20 protein-coding genes are annotated in these 22,057 nt (G+C 69.9%); 16 read left to right on the top strand and 4 right to left on the bottom strand.

What is annotated here, in order from left to right:
• Positions 1–190: 190 nt before the first annotated feature.
• The 7 genes from IPI43_30180 to IPI43_30150 are packed head-to-tail and all read left to right on the top strand — an operon-like array spanning position 191 to position 6,332.
• The gene (locus tag IPI43_30180; GenBank protein MBK7778329.1) at positions 191–1,222 is read left to right on the top strand and encodes a hypothetical protein; all 1,032 of its coding nucleotides are present in this window, start codon (positions 191–193) and stop codon (positions 1,220–1,222) included.
• Complete coding sequence (locus tag IPI43_30175) at positions 1,219–3,555, top strand: hypothetical protein (protein MBK7778328.1); 2,337 nt, start codon at positions 1,219–1,221, stop codon at positions 3,553–3,555. Before IPI43_30180 ends, IPI43_30175 begins: the two co-directional genes overlap by 4 nt.
• Positions 3,552–3,986 carry a DUF192 domain-containing protein gene (locus IPI43_30170; protein MBK7778327.1) on the top strand — a complete coding sequence of 145 codons (435 nt, stop codon included), beginning with the start codon at positions 3,552–3,554 and terminating at the stop codon, positions 3,984–3,986. Before IPI43_30175 ends, IPI43_30170 begins: the two co-directional genes overlap by 4 nt.
• A complete protein-coding gene (locus tag IPI43_30165) occupies positions 3,983–4,492 on the top strand; it encodes a hypothetical protein (protein MBK7778326.1) in 510 nt (169 codons plus the stop codon). Before IPI43_30170 ends, IPI43_30165 begins: the two co-directional genes overlap by 4 nt.
• A 6-nt stretch (positions 4,493–4,498) precedes the next feature.
• A complete protein-coding gene (locus IPI43_30160; GenBank protein ID MBK7778325.1) occupies positions 4,499–5,545 on the top strand; it encodes a hypothetical protein in 1,047 nt (348 codons plus the stop codon).
• 8 nt (positions 5,546–5,553) lie between these two features.
• Positions 5,554–6,153 carry a hypothetical protein gene (locus tag IPI43_30155; GenBank protein ID MBK7778324.1) on the top strand — a complete coding sequence of 200 codons (600 nt, stop codon included), beginning with the start codon at positions 5,554–5,556 and terminating at the stop codon, positions 6,151–6,153.
• 2 nt (positions 6,154–6,155) lie between these two features.
• A complete protein-coding gene (locus tag IPI43_30150) occupies positions 6,156–6,332 on the top strand; it encodes a hypothetical protein (protein MBK7778323.1) in 177 nt (58 codons plus the stop codon).
• 40 nt (positions 6,333–6,372) lie between these two features.
• Here the strand turns inward: IPI43_30150 and IPI43_30145 are convergent, their stop codons facing one another.
• From IPI43_30145 to IPI43_30130, 4 genes are all read right to left on the bottom strand, one after another.
• Positions 6,373–8,667: a protein kinase gene (locus IPI43_30145; protein ID MBK7778322.1), complete on the bottom strand. Its 2,295-nt coding sequence runs from the start codon at positions 8,665–8,667 to the stop codon at positions 6,373–6,375.
• Complete coding sequence (locus IPI43_30140) at positions 8,556–9,578, bottom strand: hypothetical protein (GenBank protein MBK7778321.1); 1,023 nt, start codon at positions 9,576–9,578, stop codon at positions 8,556–8,558. The genes IPI43_30145 and IPI43_30140 overlap by 112 nt, the downstream gene beginning before the upstream one ends.
• Positions 9,579–10,001: 423 nt before the next feature.
• Complete coding sequence (locus IPI43_30135; GenBank protein ID MBK7778320.1) at positions 10,002–11,201, bottom strand: radical SAM protein; 1,200 nt, start codon at positions 11,199–11,201, stop codon at positions 10,002–10,004.
• A 61-nt stretch (positions 11,202–11,262) separates the two neighbouring features.
• Positions 11,263–12,585, bottom strand: coding sequence for a hypothetical protein (locus IPI43_30130; GenBank protein MBK7778319.1), 1,323 nt, complete (start codon positions 12,583–12,585; stop codon positions 11,263–11,265).
• A gap of 665 nt (positions 12,586–13,250) precedes the next feature.
• Between IPI43_30130 and IPI43_30125 the strand changes: the two genes are divergently transcribed.
• The 9 genes from IPI43_30125 to IPI43_30085 all read left to right on the top strand — a co-directional run bounded on the left by IPI43_30125 (position 13,251) and on the right by IPI43_30085 (position 21,941).
• A complete protein-coding gene (locus IPI43_30125; GenBank protein ID MBK7778318.1) occupies positions 13,251–13,748 on the top strand; it encodes a hypothetical protein in 498 nt (165 codons plus the stop codon).
• Entirely contained in the window at positions 13,745–14,182 is a 438-nt protein-coding gene (hxsD, locus tag IPI43_30120) for a His-Xaa-Ser system protein HxsD (GenBank protein ID MBK7778317.1), read from the top strand. Before IPI43_30125 ends, hxsD begins: the two co-directional genes overlap by 4 nt.
• On the top strand, positions 14,172–14,414 hold the full coding sequence (locus IPI43_30115) for a hypothetical protein (protein ID MBK7778316.1): 243 nt from the start codon (positions 14,172–14,174) through the stop codon (positions 14,412–14,414). The genes hxsD and IPI43_30115 overlap by 11 nt, the downstream gene beginning before the upstream one ends.
• 9 nt (positions 14,415–14,423) lie before the next feature.
• The gene (hxsB, locus tag IPI43_30110) at positions 14,424–15,926 is read left to right on the top strand and encodes a His-Xaa-Ser system radical SAM maturase HxsB (protein ID MBK7778315.1); all 1,503 of its coding nucleotides are present in this window, start codon (positions 14,424–14,426) and stop codon (positions 15,924–15,926) included.
• An 8-nt stretch (positions 15,927–15,934) separates the two neighbouring features.
• Positions 15,935–16,270 carry a hypothetical protein gene (locus IPI43_30105; protein MBK7778314.1) on the top strand — a complete coding sequence of 112 codons (336 nt, stop codon included), beginning with the start codon at positions 15,935–15,937 and terminating at the stop codon, positions 16,268–16,270.
• The gene (locus IPI43_30100) at positions 16,267–17,241 is read left to right on the top strand and encodes a radical SAM protein (GenBank protein ID MBK7778313.1); all 975 of its coding nucleotides are present in this window, start codon (positions 16,267–16,269) and stop codon (positions 17,239–17,241) included. The genes IPI43_30105 and IPI43_30100 overlap by 4 nt, the downstream gene beginning before the upstream one ends.
• A gap of 9 nt (positions 17,242–17,250) precedes the next feature.
• The gene (locus tag IPI43_30095; GenBank protein ID MBK7778312.1) at positions 17,251–18,282 is read left to right on the top strand and encodes a radical SAM protein; all 1,032 of its coding nucleotides are present in this window, start codon (positions 17,251–17,253) and stop codon (positions 18,280–18,282) included.
• Positions 18,279–19,460: a radical SAM protein gene (locus IPI43_30090; GenBank protein MBK7778311.1), complete on the top strand. Its 1,182-nt coding sequence runs from the start codon at positions 18,279–18,281 to the stop codon at positions 19,458–19,460. The genes IPI43_30095 and IPI43_30090 overlap by 4 nt, the downstream gene beginning before the upstream one ends.
• A 129-nt stretch (positions 19,461–19,589) precedes the next feature.
• Positions 19,590–21,941 (top strand): L,D-transpeptidase, encoded by a 2,352-nt coding sequence (locus IPI43_30085; protein MBK7778310.1) that lies wholly within the window; start codon positions 19,590–19,592, stop codon positions 21,939–21,941.
• Positions 21,942–22,057: the final 116 nt, after the last annotated feature.

Raw genomic sequence — 22,057 nt, 5'->3', positions numbered from 1 at the left:
CAGGGGCTCCGCGCGCAGCGGCGGGTTCAACCCGAGCCCGGACGTAGCGGCTACCGTCGCCCCAAAGAGCCAGCCGAGCGTAGTGCGTCGCCGAGAAACCATCTCCACAAGCTAGTCAACCTAGAAAAAAGCGCAAAAAGTCGGCTCTCATGGGCTGGAACCGGGGGCCCCCACTCGGTACCTTCCCGGCGTGACCACCCCCACGCGCCCACGCGCCCGGCTCGCGCCCCCACTCACCCTCACCCTGGTCGTCTTGGTCCTCCACCTCGTGCTCGTGGCCTGCGGCGGCCCCTCCCGGGACGCTGGCTGGCAGCTCGAGCCCGGCAGCGAGGGCTTCGGCTGGTGGCTGAGTGTCTGGGCCCCCAGCGAAGGGCCGCGTTACCTCGTGGGGGGCGTGGAGGACCAAGGCGGCATTCTGACCCATACCGGCGATGGCTTCTCGCTCGTGGCGGGGGTGCCGGACGTCCCCCTGCTGAACTGGATCCACGGCTTCTCGGCCAGCGACATCTTCGTGGTGGGCAACGGCGGCACGGTGCTGCACTTCGACGGCGCGGCCTGGACGCAGCAGCCCACCCCCACCAGCGAGGCCTTGTGGGGCGTCTGGGGCGCCGCGCCCAACGACGTCTGGGCGGTGGGCGGCCGTGGCAACACCAGCTCGGTCGCCACCCTGCTGCACTATGACGGCGACGCCTGGGAGAGCGTCACGCTGCCCGAGTTCCAGCGCCCCAACGTCACGGCCCTCTTCAAGATCTGGGGCACCGCCGCGGACAACATCTACGCCGTGGGCCGCAGCGGCGTGATTCTGCACTACCAGGGCGAGAGCTGGGTGGAGGAGGCGTCCGGCACCGGCGACGACCTGATCGCCCTCTATGGCACGAGCGCGAGCGAGATCGTCGCGGTCGGCGGCCGCTCCAACGGGCGCGTCGCCATCTGGAACGGGGAGACGTGGCGCGCCGAGTCGCTCGCGCCGCTGCCGGGGCTCAACGGGGTGTTCATGCGTACGCCCGGGGTGGCGCACGTGGTGGGCGTCGAGGGCACCATCGCGCGCTTGGACCTCGTGGCGGGCACGTTCCGGGAAGAGGTCCCGGCCACCGCGCTCGACTTCCACGCCATCTTCGGCGACTCGACGGGCGTGCTCACGGCGGTGGGCGGCAACTTCACCGCCGCACCAGGCGAAGAGGAAGGCATCGCCTTCGTGCGCAACCTCGCGGTGGACGAGTGAGTCTCGCTCCGCAACGAAGGCTCCTGGCGAGCGTCGTCGCGGCGCTCGTGGGACTGGTGGGCTGTGCGTCGGAGCCTCTGCCCGTGGCGCCCGGCATCTTCGCGCCCCTCGGGGACGTCATGCCGCGCGCCACCGACGCCCAGCGCGCCGAGTTCGTGCGAGGACGTGAGGTGGCGCTCCGCAGCGTGCCCATCTCGGGGGGCCTCGGGCCGCCCTTCAACGCCACCACGTGCCTGGCCTGCCACGAGAAGCCCGTCGCGGGTGGGGGCGCCGCGCACTACCGCGACTTCCTGATCGTGGCCTACCGTGATCCGGACGGCAGCTACATCCCGCGTGGCGTGAACAGCAGCGGGGTGCAGGCGCAGTTCCTCACGGGCATGCGCGGCCGTGTCGCCGAGGAGGCCTTCGTCAACCTGGGCGCCAACCGCAGCCCCATCCCGTTCTTCGGGGTGGGCGCGCTCGCCGAGGTGAGCGACGAAGAGATCCTGCGCCGCGCCGACCCTGCAGACGCCGACGGCGACGGCATCAGCGGGCGCCCCAACTTCGACCGCGGCTTCGTGGGGCGCTTCGGCCGCAAGGCGCAGAGCGTGGACCTCGAGGTCTTCATCCGCGGTCCCCTGTTCAACCACTTGGGTGTCACCAGCCAGCCGCTCTCCAACGTGGCGCGCCTGAACCTGCCGGTGCCCAGCGGCATCGAGGGGGCGCCGGCGTCGCGGCGGGCCGGACCCAGCGTGGCGGGTGCCCAGGCTGCGCAGGCGGGCGCGCCGGACGAGCCCACCTTCGACGCGGACCCCACGCCCGATCCCGAGCTGAGCGAGCCGGACCTCTACGCGTTGATCTCGTTTGCCATGCTGCTGGCTGCACCCCAGCCCGACGTCCCCACGCCCACCACCGAGCGTGGCGAGCAGCACTTCGAGGACACCGGCTGTGCCTCCTGTCACACACCCGCTCTGGTTGGGCCCCACGGCCGCGTGCCGGCCTACACGGACCTCTTGCTGCACGACATGGGGCCCGAGCTGGCCGATGGGATCGAGCAGGGCGTGGCCACGGGCGCGGAGTTCCGCACGCAGCCTCTGTGGGGCGTGGTCGCGGTGTCGCCCTACTTGCACGATGGTCGCGCCACCACCCTCGACGAGGCCATCCGACTGCACGGCGGCGAGGCCAGCAGCGCGCGTGACGCGTACATGGCCTTGGGTGTCATCGGGCAAGAAGAGCTGCTCGCGTTCCTGGCGTCGCTCGGGGGCCGCACGCAACGCACGGACGGGCTGCTGCCACCCGCTGCGCCCCTGCTCGCCGAAGGTCTGCTCGGCGCTCCGCGCGCGGGCCTCGCGGACGTCGAGCGGCAGCAGTTCACGCGTGGGCGTGCCGTGTTCGACCGCGACATGGGCCGCGACGTGGGGCTCGGCCCGCGCTTCAACGGCGACTCCTGCCGCGCGTGTCACTTCCAGCCCGCCATCGGCGGCGCGGGCCCGCTGGACGTGGACGTCATCCGGCACGGCACCCTCGCGGCAGGCGTGTTCAGCGCTCCGAGCACCGGCACGGTGCTGCACCGACACGACACGGCGGGGGTGCGTCCCGCGCCCGAGGCGGGCGTGAACTTCTTCGAGCCACGCCAGACCCCCGCGCTCTTCGGCCTGGGGCTGGTGGACCGCATTCCGGAGGCCACGCTGCTGGCGCTGGCGGACCCCGCCGACGCGGACATGAACGGCATCTCGGGGCGCGCACACGTGCTGCCCAACGGGCGCGTGGGTCGGTTCGGCTGGAAGGCCGAGGTGCCCAGCCTGGCGGAGTTCACGCGCGACGCGCTGAGCGTGGAGCTGGGCCTCACCGTGCCGCCGCAAGACGGCCTGACCTTCGGCGCCGCCACCGACGCCGACCTGTTCGCCGACCCCGAGATCGGCAGCGTGGACATGGAGGACCTCGTGGCCTTCGTGGCGGGGCTCGCGGCGCCCGCTCGTCAGCGCCGCGACGCCGCGCTCGAGGACGTGGGCGAGGGCCTCTTCACGGACGTGGGCTGCGCGGGCTGTCACGTGCCCTCGCTCATGACGGCCGACGGCCTCGAGGTGCGCGCCTACTCCGACTTCTTGCTGCACGACGTGGCGCTCCCGCTCGCCGGGGGCGTGGCCCAAGGCGACGCCACCCTGCGCGAGTTCCGCACGGCGCCGCTCTGGGGCGTGAGCGCGAGCGCGCCCTACATGCACCATGGCCGGTCGGAGACGCTGCTCGACGCCATTGGGGCTCACTCGTCGGAGGCCGACGCCGCGCGCCTCGCCTTCCTGGCGCTCACCCCCGGTGAGCAGAACGCGCTGCTCCAGTTCCTGGCTTCGCTGTGAGCACGCGTGCGCGGGCTCTCTTCGTTCTCTCGGCTGCCCTGCCGTTGCTGAGTGGCGCTTGTGCCGATGTTCCCTTGGTGGAGGTGCGTGGCCCCGATGGCACCCTGCGCCTGCGTGTGGAAGCCGACTTCGCCCGCACCGCCGACGCGCGGCGCGAGGGCCTGGCGGGCCGCGACGGCCTCGACGAGGGGCGCGGTCTCTTGCTGGTCTTCCCCACCGAGGGCGAGGTCTGCATCGAGAACACCCCCGTGGGCTTCGCCATCGACGCGCTCTTCGCCAACGCCGCGGGCCAGATCGTGGCCATCGAGCGCGGCATCCCGGCCGGCGACGCGACCTCCCGCTGCCACCAGCCCGTGGCGCAGGTGCTGGAGCTCGGGGGCGGGGTCGCCCTTTCGGTGCAGGTGGGAGACGTGCTAGAGCAGGCCCCATGATCTTGCACCGCGCGGCCCGAGTCTCCGGCACCCAGCTCACGTCCACGGTGGGGCGCCTGGTGCTGGCACTCGCGTTGGCGGGCCTGCTGCTCGCATGCGGCAAGTCCAACAACACCTTCACGCCCTGTGTGGCCACACCGGACTGCGGGGGCGGGCGCCAGTGCTTCGAGCTCAGCACGGGGGCCGGCGTGTGCCTCGACACCTGCCCGGTCGGCCAGGCGCTGTGCGAGGAGGCCCAAGCGTGTGTACCCACCACGGAAGTGGGCACGGAGTGGGTCTGCCTGCCCGGCGGCAGCGTGGCCATCAACGGTCTGTGCGCCCGCAGCGTGGACTGCGACCTGGGTGGTGTGTGCGTGACCGAGGCCGCGTTCAACGTGTGCCGCCGCGCGTGTGACCCACGGGTCCCCATCTGTCCGGCCGGCACCACGTGCAGCGCCTGGACCGCCGAGCGGGGCTACTGCGCGCCCATCGTCGTGCCCGCCGACATGGGCATGAGCGGGGGCTGACCGGGGGTGTCGGAGGCGCCGCACAGCGCCGCGGGCGTGTACCGCTGTCCGCGCTGCGAGCGCTACCTCGCCGAGGCCGAGCTCATCTTGGTCCCGGCACCCGAGCCGTACCCGCCCATGCAGGCTTGCCCCGAGTGCCGTCGCGCGGTCGTGTTCGAGGCCTCGCGTGTCACGCGGCCGTTCGCGCGGCAGCTGCTCGGGGTGTTCCGCTACCCGCTCGATGCCGAGAGCGCCCCCTATTGGATCGGCGTCGCGCTCGTGTGCGGCGTGCTCTCGTGGGCCAGCGCGCTCGGGAAGCTGTTCGGGCTGTGCATCTTCGTCGGCTACCTCTTCACCGTCATCCGCAGCTCGGCCAGCGGCGCCACGCAGCCCCCCATGGCCGCGGACTTCCTCGAGGTGATGGACCTGCTCCGCCCCCTTCTGCAGAGCGCGGTCGCCGTGGTCGTGGTGTCGGTGCCCGCCATCCTGGTCGCCTACTTCGGTGAGGGGCTCGAGGCGCAGCTGCTCGCGGGCGGGCTGTTCCTCTTCGGGCTCCTCTGGCTGCCGCTGGCCCTCATCGCGGCCGCGCACGCGGACAGCGTCTTCGACGCCTTCAACCCGCTCACCACCGTGCGGCTCTTCCAGCGCCTCCCCGTGGCCTATGCCCAGGTGCTGCTGGCGTTGCTCGCGCTCGCGCTGCTGGCGAGCGTCAGCGCCTTCGTGGTGGTGCCCGTTGCGGATCTGGTTCGCGGCGTGCTGCCGCCCCTCGGCTACATCCTGGGCTATCTGCACCCGCTCTACTTCGGCATGCTCGCGGCGCGCGTGTTGGGGCTGTTCGTGTTCGAGCGCGCCGGCGCTGCTCCCCGCTCGGCGTGTAAATCGCAACGGTCCTGTGGCCCCCCGTGGGGGGGCCGGATCACCAGGCTCGCATGGCCAGGGCGGGGCCCGAAGGAATCTCTTCCCCTCCACTCCCCGTTGTCACTATCATCTACCGCATGGTCGACACCCAGGCTGCTTTGGACGCTGCGCGGAGCTACCTCCGCGCCCACCCGGAAGAACTCGGTCGCGCAGTAAAGAGCGCTTTGGGGCTGCGCGTCGGCGTGCCGCTCGTGGCGCTGCGCTGGCTCGTGAAGCAAGCGGAACGCGAGGGCAAGCTCGAGGACATCAAGCTCGACGCGGTGCCCCCGGGGCTGCAGTTCGGGGCCAGCATCGACCTCATGCAGACGCCCATTCGAGCCTCGGCCACGCTCTACATCGACAAGGTCATCTTCTCGGACGAAGAGCTCACCGTGGCACTGCGTGTCGAGAACATCTCGCTCAAGGTCACGGGGCCCAGCAAGTCCCCCGTGGGTGCGCTCATCCAGAGCGGCGCGTTGGACCTCTCCAACCCCGGCACGCTCCTGGCGTACATGCCGGAGCGCCCGCCCATCATCGCGGAGGCCAACGGCAACCGCCTGGTGCTGGACCTCATGCGCGACCCCAAGCTGGGCAAGAACCCGCTGGTGCGGCGCGCCGTCGCCATCCTCACGTCGTTCGTCACGCTGCACTCCGTGGAGACCGACCCGGGTCACGTGGACGTGGCGTTCCGCGCGCTGCCCACGGGCATCCGCGGCGCGGTCACCTCCGTGCGGCGCAACCTCGTGCTGCCGGCGTTCGGTCGGCTCCTGCCCCGAGGGCGCTGAACGTGGCTCGCTGTCGCGAGTGCGGTGAAGACGTCGACGAGCTGCTCACCATCAAGGTGGACGGCAAGGCCAAGAAGGCCTGCGAAGAGTGCGTGGACCGCTTGCGGGAAGCGCACGAGATCGCCGAGCTGAGCGAGGGCGCCGTGCAAGACATGATGGGCTTCAAGGGGCGCCGCTGAGCGTCCGCGTGGCGCCCCACGTCGCCGGGCTTCCGGAGCGTCAGGCGCCCGGAGCGGGCTCAGCGGGCATGGGCGGCGGCGCAGCTTGTGGCGTCACCCCCTCCTCCGTGGCCGCGCTGGACTCGCGGGCCGTGGCGCGCGCTCGCGCCTCGCGCCGCAGCGTGCGCAGCTCGTCTTCGGCGGCCTGCAGCGCGTCGATGGCGCGCTGACGGTCGGCGTTCAGGCGCACCTGCTCCGTGTGCAGGCGCGCGATGCTGCCTGCCAGCGCGTCGGCGCGTGCTCGCTCCGAGGCCACCAGCGCTGCGCTCGTCTCGGCGCTGGCTCGCGCGGCACCCTCCGCGCCGCGGCTATCGCGGAGCGCTCGGCGCGTCTCGTCCAGCACGCCCTGCTGCGCCAGGAGCTCCTGTCGCCGCTCGTCCAGGCGCTGGCCCAGCGTGGTCAGCTGTTGTTGTGTGGCTAGCAGCTCGCGCTCGAGCGTGGCGGCTCGCAGCCGGCGCTCTTCGAGTGAGGCGGTCAGCGCTTCGGTGCCCACGCGCAGATCCGTGACCGTGCTGGTCAACGCGGCCACGCGCGACTCGCTGTCGATGAGCCGGTGGCTGTGCGCGGCCAGGCTGGCTTGCAGCTCCTGGCGCGAGAACGCGCCTTCCTGCACGCGTCCGCGCAGCTGCTCCACGTGCGCCTGCGTGTCCACCAGGTTGCCGCGCAGCTGCTCGGCGGCCTGCTGCGCGCGGTGGATCTCCATGGCCCGCGCCAGCTCGCCCTGGCGTACGTGCTCGTAGGTGGCGCCCGCGGCCAGCAGGACCATGAGCGAGAGGGGCAGGGCGATGGCCGCCGCTCGCCGACGCCGTGCGCGGCGCTCCTCTGGCAGCGTCAGCACGGCCAGCTGCTCGGCCAGCTCGGCGGCGCTCGGGCGCTCGTCGGCGTCGTGGGCCAGCCAGCGCGTGAACGCCGGCTCGAGGAAGCGCAGCTGCGGGTTGCGGGGCAGGGCGGGCACGGCGCGCGCGCGTGCCTCGATGAACGTCTCCACCGCGTTGCTCGGCACGTCCTCCTGGGTGCTGGGCTCGAGCGCGTTGCGCAGCGCGAGCGCCAGCGCGAACACGTCGGCGGCGTGTCCCACGGGGGGCTTGTGGTCCACCGACGCGAACTGGCAGGCCACCTCCGGAGCGAAGTACGTGGGGGTCCCCGCGAACACCATCTCGGCGTCCTCGGCGGCCACGCCCAGGTCCAGCAACACGGGCAGTGGCGCGCTGTCGCCCGGCAGCGCGGCCAGGAAGATGTTCTCGGGCTTGATGTCCTGGTGCCGAATGCCGCGCGCGTGCATGGACGCGAGCGCCCGCGCCAGCGGTTCGAAGATGGCGCGTGCCTCGTGCCGTGTGAGCGGCTCGCGCTCGATGCGGTCCTCGAGGGTCTCGCCTTCGTACCATGGCATCACGAACCACAGCCGCCCCTCGTGCCAGCCGTGGTCCTTGAACTGCACGATGGACGGGTGGAACACCGACGCGATCAGGCGCAGCTCACGCAGCGCGCGCTCGCGCTCGTCTTCGGAGGGCGAGGGCTGGTGCAGGATCTTGAGCGCCACCACGTGCCCGCGCACCTCGGTGTCGCGCGCCCGGTACACGTCGCCGAAGGCGCCGCTGCCCACGCGCGCTTCGATGGCGTAGCGCCCGGCGATCACCCGCCCCACCAGCTGAGCCGGGGGAGCACCGAGCGCTGCGGGATCCACCCGCGGCGTGCTCAGCAGCTCGGACGTCGCGGTGGCGTCTCCGCACTCCAGCTGCAGCGCGAAGGCGTGCAGCAGCAGCGTCTCGAGCGACGCGTGACGCAGGCTGGCGCTGGCCACCCGGGCGCGAGCCAGGCGCAGGGCGTCGGCTAGGCGCGCTTCGATGTCGGCCAGCGGCCGCTCCAGCACGCACGCCATCTCCGTCGGCTGCAGCTCGCGGGCGAAGTGCAGCTCCAGCAGCTCGCTGTCTTCGGACGGCAGCGCGCGCAACGCGTTCAGCGCCTGAGCCTGCTCGGGGTCCCCCTCGCGGTAGGGCATGCGTGCGAGCGTGTCGCGCTCCACCCCCTCGCGCAGCAGGTCGTCGGCCACCCCACGGGCCAGCCGGTAGAGCTGCGCTCGGATGCCCGGCGGCGCCAGGAGCGCCTCGCTTCGCGCGGAGGCCACCAGGATGCGCAGACGGGTCAGCGCCCGCAGGCCCGCCGCCTCGCTGCGCAGCCGCAGCGTCAGGTATTGCTGCAGCGCGCCCGCATAGTGCTGCAGCGCACGCCCATGCAACACGTCCACGACCGTCTGCTGACGGCGGGTGGCGATGGTCTCTGCCGCGCGTTGCAGCACGGCCGAGGGGAGGGGCGCTCGCTCGGCGCGCGCGACCAGCGGTATGGGCAGGGTAGACACGGCCCGCTCAGCATCGCGCTGATGTGGGTCTCTGGTCTACATTTCGGCAGACGGGCCCTGGGCCCTGGCCGCGTACGCTGGGCCTCCACAGGGGGGCGAGGCAGGACCACTGTCCTCATGCGGCTGCGCGCGCCCCACCTCGGTCCATTCCCCAGCCGGAAAGCGCAGGCCTGGTTGGTGGCCAGCACGGCCTCACGCCGAGTCTGAAAGGGCCCCGTCTCCGCGATGGGATGCCCCGCGTCGGCGAGGCCACGGTGCAGGCGCGCCACGGGCACGAACGCGTGGGCGGCGAGGAGCACACCCATGAGCGGCCGAAGGTCGTCCCGCACGGGCGATGTCGTCCACTCGGAGCGTCCGTTGATGAGCACTGCATCCTGCCACAGGAGCGCGTTGAGCTTGCCGTGCTGTGTCTCGTGCACGATGGCCTCGGCGAGCGTCAGTGGGTCCGGGTGCAGCGTCATGTAGATGAGGCCCGGCGCCTCGGTGTACGACGCGGAGAGGTGACGCTGGTCGTGGTAGCCCACGGGCACCACGCGCCGCAGGGTGTGGGTGAGCTCGGCGTAGAGCGTCGGCAGCCCCACCTCGATCAAGCTCAGCGCCTGGTTCAGCGCGCCGCACCACTCGTCCAGGCTGCGCCCGGCCAGGTCCGTGGCGTTGCCGTGCTTGCCCGGGTGCTCCAGTGACCAAGCGGATTGGTGTCCCGGAGGACAGTCCCGCGCGCCAGCCGCTCCTTCTCGGGCCGTGGCCCTCGGGGCAGAGCGTAGCGCGGCCTGACCGCCTTCCAGCTCAGCCGAGTCCGGCGGGTCGAGGCACAGGCCGCGGTGGGGGGCCAGCGGCCCCCGCCTGGCCAAGTAACGGCGCCCAGCACGCGGTAGCGCAGCGGCACCGCAGGCCACACCGCCGCTTGGTCCAGCGCTATCAGCAGCGACGGAACCGCCACGTCGAGGCACGCCTCGATGGGATGGGCGCCAGAGCGGGCGCTCAGGAGCAGCGGCAAGACATCAGGGGTCCCGATGGCCGCGATCAGCCTCTCGCCATCCGACTGGATCAGGGGCTCGAGACCTTCACGCAGCCGCACGAGACCACGCCGCGCAGACTCCCCGGTCTGGGCGCGAGGGGGCTGCAGCAGCGTGCGGAGCGCGTGCAGGCGCGTCTTGCGCAGGATGCGCTCGAACTCGCGGATGTCGGCGGCGTCGTCCGGCACCACCAGGAAGCGGTCGGATGTGCGTGGTGGTGTCGGGGTCATGGCCAACGCGCGATCTGCCACGTCACGCTCAGCTGTCGATCACGGGCAGCTGCGTGCGGACGTGCTCCACCGCGACGCCGGTCTTGGCGGCCTTCTTCTCGGCCACCCGCAGGCCCTTCTCGAAGGCCCGCAGGCTCTCTTCGGTGACGACCCCCACGGGCGGGGCCTCGGGCCGCATGTAGTGCGGAGGCATCTCGTCGTGGGGATCGGGCGCGGGCGTCGCGCGCAGCTCGGCGAGGCGCTCCTCGAAGTCGGCCTGCCAAGCCTCGTAGTCGCGGAACGCGTAGCTTGGGTCGCTCGGGTCGGTGATGACCTGCTCCACGATGGGGCGCATGGGCACCTGCAGCGCGTGCAGCTCCGCGGGGTCGTACGCGGCGCCGCGCTCGAACAGGCCACCGCAGATGTTGCGCACCGAGCACTCGTGGCAGGTGGCCGCATACACGTGCTCGAAGCTCTGCTGGCGCACGGTCTGCTTCGCGTCGAGGAAGTGCACCAACCGCTCCTCGCCCTTCACGATCTTCCGCGTCTCGGTGCTGGCCCATGCGAACTCGGGCATGTAGCAGAGCGGCACGCGCTCGACGCGGAACGTGCGCCCGCTCAGGTGCAGCAACCGCAGAGCCCGGTAGAGGGACGCGCGCAGGTCCGTCATGCGGTGCAGGTACAGGTCCTGGTTCACCTCGGCGCGCCCCATGGAGGGATCCAGGTTGTTCCAGACGAAGTGCCGGACGCCCGGGTGGTGCTCGATGAGGTACGCCACCGTCTCGTCCAGGTGGTCTGCGTTCAGCTTGTTGATGACGCAGTTGACGTTGACCGGGATGCCATGCCGCAGCGCCTGCTCGATGGCCCCGAAGGCCTTGTCGAGCGTGCCGGGCATCCCGCGCAGCGTCTCTTCCACGTCGGGCCGCACCGAGTAGATGGAGACGTGCACGAGGTCCAGCCCCGCGTCCGAGCGGGCGGCAAAGTCGGGGTCCGCCATGCGCGACCCGTTGGTGATCATGCGGACGTGCAGCCCCTGCGACTTGGCGTAGCGCACCACCTCCGGCAGCTCGGGATGCAGCGAGGGCTCGCCGCCCGTGAGCACCACGCCGTAGTAGTCCCGCCCCACGAGGTCGTCCACGAGCGCCCGCAGCGACTCCTGGGTGTGGACGTAGGCAGAGGTGGGGTTACTGCAGAACCCACAGAAGTGGTTGCAGTGGCGCACGACCTGGATGTACCCGATGTTCGCCATGGGTCTTCAGCCTACCGGGAGGGTCACGTGTTTGCCGCCTGTGCGCGACGGCGCGCCTTCTTCAGGAGCTGCTGCTCGGCGATGACCGCCAGCGGGTCGGGGGCGCGCCATCGGGCTGCGCGAAGCCGGGCAGGCTGGGGGCGACCCCGAGAGCCGGCGCTCCCTGCGCCAGGCGCGGCGGTGGCTCGGGGTAGCGCTCGAGCGCGTGCACTTCGGCGCGGGCGGCGAGCTCGCCCTCGACCAGCGGCTGCAGTGTGGCGAGCCCGGCGTAGCGCACGTAGTTGATGTGCGCGCCATGGCAGCGCGACTCCACGCGGCAGCTGCGGCACCGCAGCGACTTGGCCGCGTATCGCTCTTCCACGTGGTACTCCGCGACCTCCCGGATGCTCAGGCGGCCGGACTCGGCTTCGAACAAGTGGGCGGCCAGGATGAGCGGTGGGTCCGTGACGCGCAGACCGGGCGCGAGGCATGCGGGCACACCGCTGATGCTCAGCTCGGCCGACCGCGTGGCCAGCTCCGTGAGGAACCCTCGCAAGTCTTCGATGTCGGCCGTGCGCGCCTTGGTCACGTGCTCGTAGGAAGGCTGGTGCAGGTGCACGCGAGCCTGGTGCGCGGCCAGCGCGGGCCCGCTCGCGAGCAGCGTCTGGGCCAGCGGCTTGGTCAACTCCACCACCACGCGGACCGGCGAGCTCTCTGACCCTTCGGGCAGCCACGCGGCGATCTGCTCGGGCCTCGTGGCGACCAGCGTCAGCTCCACACCCAGGGCTTCCCAGTCGGCCAGCGGCTCTTTGCTGTCGGTCCGCACATGGAGGCCGAGGCCCGGGCGGACGCGCTGCGCGGCGGCAGCCACACTCTCCACCTCCACCCCGAGCTGTGTGCAGCCGAAGGGCAACGCGTCGAGCGTGGTGGGCTCCGTGCCCACCCACCACACGTCCCAGGAGGCTTCGATCTGGCGCTGCACCACCTCGTCCACGGTGTTGCACAGCGGCTCGATGAAGCAGTGTTGGCAGCGCTCGGGGTCGCGGCAGTCCAGCTTCTCCCCCGTGTCCAGGTACCGACGCACCTGGTGTCGACGCCCGTTGATCTCGTCCAGCATCTTGTGCGGGTCCTGGATGAGATCTTCGAGGCCCTCGAGGAAAGGGACGGGGAAGCGGTTGGTCCACACCACGAAGCGCGGGTGGCGGTTGAGCCGGAAGACCTTGTGCAGCGTGGGGAGGTGCTCGATGGGGTCGTAGAAGAGGTCCGCGCGGTTGTCGTAGGCGGCCGCCTGCGGGATGACGTGCAGCAGGTCGAACTCGGTGACGCCGAGCTGGATGCAGAGCTCCACCAGCTTGTCCAGCTCGCCCACGTTCTGCTTGTTGATGCAGACGTCCACGTTGACCACCGGGCGCCCGTCGCGGACCGACCTGGCGATGGCCTTGGTGATGCGCCGAAACGCGCCCTTGGTCTGCGTCAGGTGGTCGTGCAGCTGCGCCGTGTGCCCGTGGATGGAGTAGGTGATCTCGCCGAGGCCGCGGCCAACGAGGCCTCCAGGAAGGCTGGATCCGCGACCCGGAAGCCGTTGGTGACGGTCTGCACGCGGTCGTAGCCGAGCTCCTTGGCGTAGGCAATGAAGTCGATGAACTTGGGGTGCAGGCTGGCCTCGCCCCCGAGATGATGACCTTCTCGGCCCCGAGCACCTCAATCCCGCGCCGCAGCTCCGCTCGCACGTCCTCCTCGGGGACGAACACGTTCCGGGGGGTGTCCATGTCGAGGCAGAAGAGGCACCGACTGTTGCAGGCCGGCACCGCACGCACCCAGTGCTTCGGACGGTTGCGACCTGTTCGCGCGACATCTCGTCCGCGCGGCGATCGTGGGGTCTGGGGAGCATCACCGACGACTCAGCAAGCCGCCGTTGTCCGGGCACGCCCCGCATGATTGCGCAAACCTCGATACTTTCCTGCGCGTTTCCGTATCGTATCGTGGCGGTGTCTCGCCGCCCCCCCCCCGGCGCCCCCCGGCCCCGGCCCCCTGAATGAGAGGTCGATGATGACGACTCGGCGAGATTGGATGACTCAAACTAGCGTTGCCGCCGTTGGGGCAGCGCTCGGGCTGCGCGTGCTGAGCGAAGCGGGTGCGCCGGGGACGGCCGCCACCGCCAAGCGGTCCGAGGCGCGTACTCTCGCCACCGTGCAGGGACCAGCTCCCTGGGCGCTCATCGCGCCGCTGCAGGTGGGCTCCAGCATCGGGAACGGCTGGCGCATCGAGTCGCTCTCCGACGTCCGCATGGGGGCTTCGGTCCTCAGCGTGCGCCACGAGTCCGGCGTCCAGACCGACGTCCACATCTGCCTTCGTCAGGGACAGGCCACCGGCGTCGCGGCCAGCCGCCACTTCGACTTCGTTCTCATGAACGAGGCCAACGGCGAGCGTCAGACCAACGAGGCGCTCGGGGTGGCCCTCATCACCATGGCGCGCCGCGCCGAGCTCAACGAGCAGGAGCTGTCGCGAGTCGGCTTCATGCGCCACGCCGACCGTCTCTCTCAGTTCGGATGGGAACAGATCGCGTGACGGAATCCACGGGGACGCAGGCACAGTTCGAGTTCGACACGGCGCCGCGTCAAGTTAGCTTTGAAATCGATGAGAGCGTCTATCCGCCCGATGCTGTGTTCGGGGCGGCCTACCTCTTCATCGATCGCTGTTACGTCTTCCTTACCCGTCCTGGTGACCAACGCCTCGGCGTTCGGCTGCGCACGCGCGGCGAGGCCACCGAAGACCAGCTGGTGGACCTGGCTGGCGAGTTCGCGAACGAGCTGTTGAATCAGGTGCTGCGGCACCGCATCGGGGTCTCCACGGCGCGCATCCGCGAGTACTACATGGCTCGCGCCTTCCACTCCGCAGGGCAGAGCACGCTCGACAGCCTCCTGGCCGAGCTCGACGACGAGGAACTCGCCGAGGACAAGCTCGAGGTCGAGGTTCCATGGGAGAAGGCCGATGCCTCCTGACACCGAGGTTCAGTTCTCTTCGGACCTCTACGTGATGGCAGCCATCACCGAGTCGGCGCGGGCCTTCGGTGAGTTGGCCAAGGTGAGCGTCACCGTCCCCGCTCCCGGTAGCGGCACGGTCATCGTCCGCTTCGCGGACATTCAACCCGACGTGGCGGACGCCATCGCGGATGAATTCTGCAATCACGTGCTCGCAGGCACCATCGAGCACCGGCGTCTCGCCGCGGTCTGAACCCCATTCATGCGCCACACACTCTCACTTCCCGTCGTTCAGTCGAACCCGAGCGCCCTCGCGTACTTCCGCTTCGGCGAGGTCGCTGGCCGCATGCTCCTCACCAACGACGCGGGTCAATGGCACTTCCTGACCAAGGATGACTTCACGCTGTTCGTCGTCGGCTCGTTGTCCTCGGGGCACCCTCAGTACGAGGCGCTCGTCGAGAAGGGCTTCGTCCGCGATGGCATGAACATCGAGGCGCTGGCTCAGCGCGTGGGCCGCAAGAAGCACTTCGTAGGCGTGGGTCCGCACCTCCACATCTGCATCACCACGCTGCGCTGCAACCAGAGCTGCCAGTACTGCCACGCGTCGCGCACGGACATGGACGAGGTCAGCACCGACATGACCATGGAGACGGCCAAGCAGGTCGTCGATCAGGCCATGCAGAGCAGCTCGAAGTACATCAACTTCGAGTTCCAAGGCGGTGAGCCCACCGTCAACATGCCGATCATCAAGTTCATCGTCGAGTACAGCCGCGAGAAGAACAAGTACGAGGGCAAGATCCTCGATCATGCGCTGGTCACCAACATGACCTACATGACCGAGGAGAACGCGGAGTGGCTCATCGACAACGGCGTGCTCATCTGCACCAGCCTCGATGGCCCCGAAGAGGTCCACAACTACAACCGCCGCTGGAAGACGGGCACCAACGCCTACGAACACGTCATCCGCTGGATGGACTACTTCAACCGGCGCTACATCGAGAAGGGTCTCGATCCCAACTTGTTCCACGTGGACGCGCTCATGACCACGACGCGCGCCTCCACCGAGCACTGGAAGGAGATCGTCGACCTCTACGTGGAGCGCGGCCTGCGCTCCATCCACCTGCGCCCGCTCAACCCGTACGGCTTCGCGGTCGGTACGTGGAAGGCCATCGGCTACACGTCCGAGGAGTACCTCGACTTCTACGCGAAGACGCTCGACTACATCATCGAGCTGAACAAGCAGGGCGTCGAGATCTGCGAGGGCACGGCGTCCACGTTCCTCATGAAGATGCTGACGCCGGACGACCCCAACTTCGTGGACATCCGGTCGCCTTGTGGCGCCGGCACCGGCCAGGTTGCCTACAACTACGATGGCAAGATCTTCACGTGCGACGAAGGTCGCATGGTGTCGGCCATGGGCAACGACGTGTTCCAGATCGGGACGCTGGGTGAGACCACCTACACCGACATGATCCAGCACCCCACGGTGAAGGCGATGGCCGTCGCGTCGCTGCAGGACACCCTGCCCAGCTGTGACACCTGCTGGAACAAGCCCTTCTGCGGCGTGTGCCCCATGCACAACTACATGCAGAGCGGCGACATCTTTGGCCAGCGTCCACGCTCGCCAAAATGCAAAGAGCACTATACAATCTCATCGTTGCTCTTCGAGAAGCTGGTCAACGACAGAGACGGCCAGATCGAGAAGATTTTCCGGCGTTGGACGATGCGGCGTCCACGCGAAGACGCCCAATCGTGCAGAGTCTGAGGTAAGCCATGGCTGAAAACCCCGAGAACAAGAATGATAAGCGTCAACTTCCGTTGACGCGCTCCGAGACGGCTCCTCAGCGCGGTCGCGGCGCTGCCCCGTCCAGTCCGTTCCCGGTCGCCAAGCGCGATCCGGCAGCGTTCCTCCAGCCCCGGGAGTGGGCCAGCGTCGATGCGCCTGCGCGCGACGCCGACCTCCTGCTCGAAGCCGACCGTCTGATGGACGACCCGGCCAACGAGGGTCTGCTCCTCGCGCAGCACTGTAGCCATGCATCGCACGGCTCGCACGGCTCGCACGGCTCGCACGGCTCGCACGGTTCGCACGGCTCTCACGGCCAGTGGTGAGCAGCCTGGTCCTCACGGTCACCCGTGAGTGCAACCTGCGCTGCAGCTACTGTCCGACCGCCAAGGACGGATGGCCGTCGCTCTCTGTGCAAGACGCAGAGGCGGCGGTCGACTTGTTTGCGCGGCGGTACGGCGGCGGAGACGTGAAGCTCTTTGGCGGGGAGCCGCTCTTGGTCCCCGAGGTCGTGCGCGGAGCCATGGAAGCCGCGCGGAACAGGCCCGAGATCCGCCGTGTCTACTTGTCCACCAACGGACTCGGCCTCGACTCCGCGTGGCTCGACTACCTCAGCCACTACCCCAAGGGGGTGCTCACGATCAGCATGGACGGTCTGCCCGAAGACCACCGTCGCCTGCGTCGAGCGCTCCCACAGGCGGGCGACAGCTACGCTCACGTGGTGAGCCTCATGCCTGCGCTGCGACGCGTGCCGCGCGTGGTGGTCACCCAGACCATCGCGCCGTCCACCGCCAAGCGCGCGCACCAGAACTTTCGCCACTTGCGCGAGCTGGGGTTCTGGCGCTTCAACTTCCTCCCCGGCTACTACATCCCCTGGAAGGCCGAGCAGCTGCTGCACCTTCGCGCCGCCTTCGACAGCATCGGCCGAGACGTGCGGGAGGCCTGGGCGAAGGACGAGCCGCTCTATGTGCGGAACCTCTTCACCTACGTGCCCACCACCTTCTTCAACACGGGGCTGGTGGTGGACTCGGACCGCACCATTCATCCCTCCAACGTGGGGTTGAGCGGCGCGCTCGAGGGCTTGCTCGAAGAGACGCGCATCGGGTCTCTGGATGACCCACCCACCCCCGAAGCGCTTGCGGCCAAGGCCGAAGAGGTCAACGCGCTGCTCGAGCGCGCGCTCCCCCCCGACGTCATGCGCGCGACACGCCTCGCCGATCAAGAGTTGTCACGTCTCTGCCGCGGCTTGTATCCTTCCTATCTGGCCAAGCGCGCGAGCAAGCGCAGCGTGGCCTAGGGTTCTTCCATGACCTCCCTGCCCGTGCTCTCGTCCCACGCACCGTCCGAAGCCGACACCTCCGCGAACGCTGACGGCTTGGCGGAGCTGCACGACACCCCGTGGATTGGGCCCAACGGGAAGCGCACCGAGTGGCTGGAGCTGCACCTCACCTACACGTGCCCGGAGCGCTGTGTCTTCTGCTCGGAAGAGCACCGCATGCAGCGCTACAAGAAGTTCCCGGTCACTTGGGGCCGAGTGGCCACGGTCCTGCGCCAGAACGCCGAGCGCGGCGTGAAGCGCGTTCATCTCACGGGCGGCGAGCCCACCATCCATCCCGACTTCGTCCGCACGCTGCAGCTGGCCAAGAAGCTGGGCATGCGCACCTCGGTCGGCACCATCGGTACCATGCTGGCGCGGCCGGACTTCGCGGATCGCGCGGTGCCCTTCTTGGACGAGGCGCTGTTCTCCATGCACGGTCCAGACGCCGAGACCCACGACGCCATGACGCGCCGGGAAGGCAGCTTCGTGCAGGTCACGGGGGCGCTCGCGCAGGCGCAGCGCGTCAACCCGGACTTCAACGGCTACATCAACAGCGTCATCACGCGCGCCAACGTGGAGCGGCTCCCCGACACCGTGCGCAAGGCCCGTGACCTGGGTGCCAAGCTGCTGGTGGTGTCCAACCTCACGCCCGAGGGCCTGGGCTTCGATGACTACGAGCGCCTCACGGTGCGCCTCGAGCAGCTCGCGGAGATCCTGCCCACCATCCCCGAGGTCGCGGGGGACATGACCATTCGCTTCTTCGGCGTGCCGATGTGCCTGCTGGGGCCGCACCGCATGCTCTCGAACGACCTCCACTGGGATCCGCGTGTCACGGTGGAGTGGGGCGACTTGCCCGGCAAAGTGGCGTTCCAGGGGTTCTACAATTGGACCCCCGACCGCAAGCGCGTGCGCGCCGCCGAGTGTCAGGGCTGCGCCTGGAACACCGTGTGTATGGGCGTCTACGATCGCTACGCCGAGGTCTTCCCCACCACTGCCCTGCGCCCGGAGCGAGTCGCGTGAGCCTGTCCAATCCCGTTCCCGTCCCCCGTGCGGGCAATCAGCCTGTCAGCCCCTTCCGCGATCCGCGGCGCAACGTCGAGATCAACATCGGCAAGACGTGCAACAACAAGTGCGTCTTCTGCTTGGACGGGATGCCCACCAAGGAGGACAAGGCCTTCATGCCGTTCGAGGAGATGGTGACCGAGCTCAACCGCTATCGCGCGGAAGGCCACCTCTCCGTCGGCTTCTTGGGCGGCGAACCCACCACCTATCCCTGGATCGTCGAGTCGGTGGCCCTCGCCAAGCAGCTGGGGTTCACGCGCATCGCCCTGGCCACCAACGCCATGATGCTGCGGCGCGAGCCTTTCCTCGACAAGCTGCTGGACGCAGGCCTCACGCGCACCACCATCTCCATGCACGGGCACACCGCCGAGCTGGAAGACAAGCTCACCATGGTGCCCGGGGGCTTCGAGAAGAAGTGCACCGCCATCCGCAACCTGCTCGCTCGCAAGCGCGCGGGGGCCCTCGCGGACGGCGTCTCGGTGAACATCGTGCTGAACGGATGGAACTACCGGGCCCTGCCCAAGATGCTCAAGTTCTTCTACGAGACCATGGGGCTCGACGACGTGCGGGTGAATTTCGTGCGGCCGGAGGGCTACGCCGAGGGCAACCCCGACCTGACGCCCGCGTACTCGGACGTCATCCCCATCCTCACGAAGGCCATCCTGCTGAACGAGTTCCACTTCAAGAAGACGTTCACGTTCGGCGGCATCCCCATGTGCGTGCTGCCCGAAGAGCTGCTGCGCAGCCGGCGGCTCCTGACCAAGTACTGCGGCGACATCTATCGCGACCTGAGCACGGACTGCTCTATCCGCGCGGGCAGCGCCGTGGGGCTGGTGCCCGAGAACGCGGGCGTGTCCATCATCGACAGCGGCCGTGCACGCTTCAACTGGCAGGACCGCAAGCGCGCCGACCTCAAGCATCAGGCCGAGAGCTGCCAGCGCTGCTCCATGACCGACGTCTGCGAGGGCGTCTGGGCCGGGTACACCGAGATCTACGGCTTCTCCGAGTTCGCTCCGCTCGAGTGGGAGGAAGGTGCGGTCGTCCGCGGGGCTCCCAGGCCCGTGGCGGCGCCCGTTGGCACGGCACTCGAGACCAAGAAGCGCTTTCCGCGCCGGCTGACGGTGCTCCAGGGCTGAGAGCCCGCACCGTGTCCTTGCTGACACGGTCGAAGCTCCCGCGACCCCACAGTGCTTCGGCGCGGGGCCGAATTCGACCGCGATCTCGGGCTTTCCGCTGTGGGCTCGAAACTTGCGGATGGGGTCGGCATGGCCCATCTAGTGTGCGTGCTGAACCCCCTCCGTAAGCTGACCCGCGCCGTGCTCGTCATGGCGCCTCTGGCGCTGGCCCTGGCCGCGTGGGGGTGTGACGACCCCGTTGCCCCGCCGCAGTCACCCACTCCGCCCGTGGCCCAGCCGACCGAGCCCGTGGCGGAAGCGCCCAGCGAGCCAGCGCCGCCGGCGCCCCTGCGGCAGCCGGTGCCGGTGTGGATCGAAGGCAGCCGGCAAGAGCCGGTGGAGCTCTCGGATGCACCTGGCCAGGGCTACTTGGTGTTGGACCTGGGCGATGACTGGACGCCCTACCTCTTCACCGAGGCGAGCGCGCCCGGCGAGACGCCGATCCCGAACGCGTACCGCGCCACGTACCTGGCGCTTGCGCGCGGCGAGCACCCCGACGACCACCACGGGCGCCGCGCCCAGCGCGACAAGTACCTGGAGCTCTACGGCATCCCGCCCACCCTCGGGCTGCTGCGCCAGCGCAACGTCGCCACGCGCGCGCTCGCCTGCGTGGCGGACATCGAGTACGAGGCGCTGCGCACGTTCGACGGCTTCATCGCCTACGACAGCAACTCCGCGGCGCGCACGGAGGCCCGTCGGCACACCGCGCTCGAGAACGAGCTCACCGCGCTCGCCCGTCAGGGGGGTGGCACGCTCGAGTCGCTGGACCCCAGCGCGCTCAGCGGGGCCGACCGGCGACGACTGACCGAGTACCGCGAGCGTCACGCCAAGTTCTTGGTCATCGACGCCGTGCAGCGCCGCCTCGAGTGCGAAGGGCACTTCGTGGGGAAGGGCACCTTCATCCGCGGCGCCATGGACTGGGTGACCCATGAGGCGCTCGCCGAGTTCGAGCGGCGCCACCGTATCTACGGCTGGGGCTTCATCGGGCGCGAGACGCTGGACGCGCTGCGCAAGACGCCGCTCGAGAACGAGCGCGACGCCGTCCTGCGCGTGCTGACCGAGCGAGCCGTGCACGCGGCGGGCATCCTCGAGGACGGCAGCACCGCCGAGGCGCACCCCTCGGAGACGCGCTACGTGGGTGCCGACGGCCAGCGCCACACGGTCCGGAACCTGGTCGCGGAGCTCGAGGCGCGCATCGTCGAGTCGTTCGGGCTCGCCACCGCCGAGGACGTGGGCGTGTGGCTCGAGAGCCTGGGCGAGCTCGGCGGACACGTGCCCGTGGCGTTCCCGGCCATCGAGCTGCCCGAGTACTACTCGAACGACATCGAGCTCTCGGTGGAGGTGGACCGCGGCGACATCTGGTACGAGTTTCCGTACGACGCCGAGGGGAACGAGCGCGCCCAGCCCGTGTCGCGCCGTCCGCACACCACGGTCTACGCCACCTACCGTGGCCAGCGCATCGCGCTCGCGCGCTACGGCACCACGGTGGGCGGCTGGCGCAGCGACAACGTGGGCGGGCGGCTGATGTGGCGCTACAAGAACTCGCCCGCAGGCCCGCGCGTGTGGAGTCGCATCATCGCTTCGCCGGTCTGGCTGCCGCCGGACTCGTCGCCGCCGCGTGGGCTGCTCACGCCTGCCGGAGGTGGGCGCCTCGAGGTGAACTACGACGAGACCGGCCCGAGCTACGCCTCCGCCTACGGCCTCGTGGCGGCGTATCACCAGCTCTACTCCGAGGGCGAAGAGGGGGACGTGCGCCTGGGTGGCGACCAGGGCATCCGGATGCACGGCTCGGTGGACTACATGAGCATCATGCGGCGCCACAGCCACGGGTGTCACCGCCTCCACAACCACATCGCGGTGCGCCTGATGTCCTTCGTGCTGCGCCACCGCCCACACACCCGGCGCGGCCAGCAGGTGCTCGGGTTCCGGCGCAACATCGAGCACGACGGCCGCAGCTATCCCATGGCCATCGACGCGGGTGGCTACGTCTTCCGGCTCGAGCGGCCGCTGCCCGTGACGGTGCTCGAGGGACGCATCCTCGGTGCTCAGCTGACGCCCATCGAGCACGAGATCCCGAAGTACGACCCCGAGATCGGTGCGTACGTGATGCCCGATGGCCAGTGGGTCACCGTGGATCGCCACGGCAACATCACGCCTCGCGAGATGCCCGTGCCGCTCGAGGGCACCGTGCCCACGGGCGAAGAGGGGGTGACCGGTGGTCCTTCGGTGGGCCCCGCGGGAGCCGACGAAGCCGCCGAGGGACTCATCTCGGGCGAGGACGACCAGACGCGCGCGCCTGCCCCGGCACCCCGCCCCGCCACACCCGCCACCACTCCGCCGACCCGGCCCGCCGCGCCGGCGCCTGGGGCCCCGGCCGCAGCAGCCCCACGCCCCAGCGCAGCACCCGCTCTCACCACCACCACCCCACCCCGAGCGCCATGAACACCCACCCCGAGTTCGGCACACGCGTACGCTTCGACCTGGCGCAGGGCAGGGAGGATGGCGCCCGCTACCGTGTCACCGTGTACGCCCCCAGCGGAACGTTCGAGACGGCTGCC

It is taken from the genome of Sandaracinaceae bacterium (assembly GCA_016706685.1).
Taxonomy (GTDB): Bacteria; Myxococcota_A; Polyangia; order Polyangiales; family Houyiibacteriaceae; genus JADJJE01.
The sequence above is the reverse complement of the archived record's forward strand: the minus strand, read 5'-3'. Positions and strand labels throughout refer to the sequence as shown.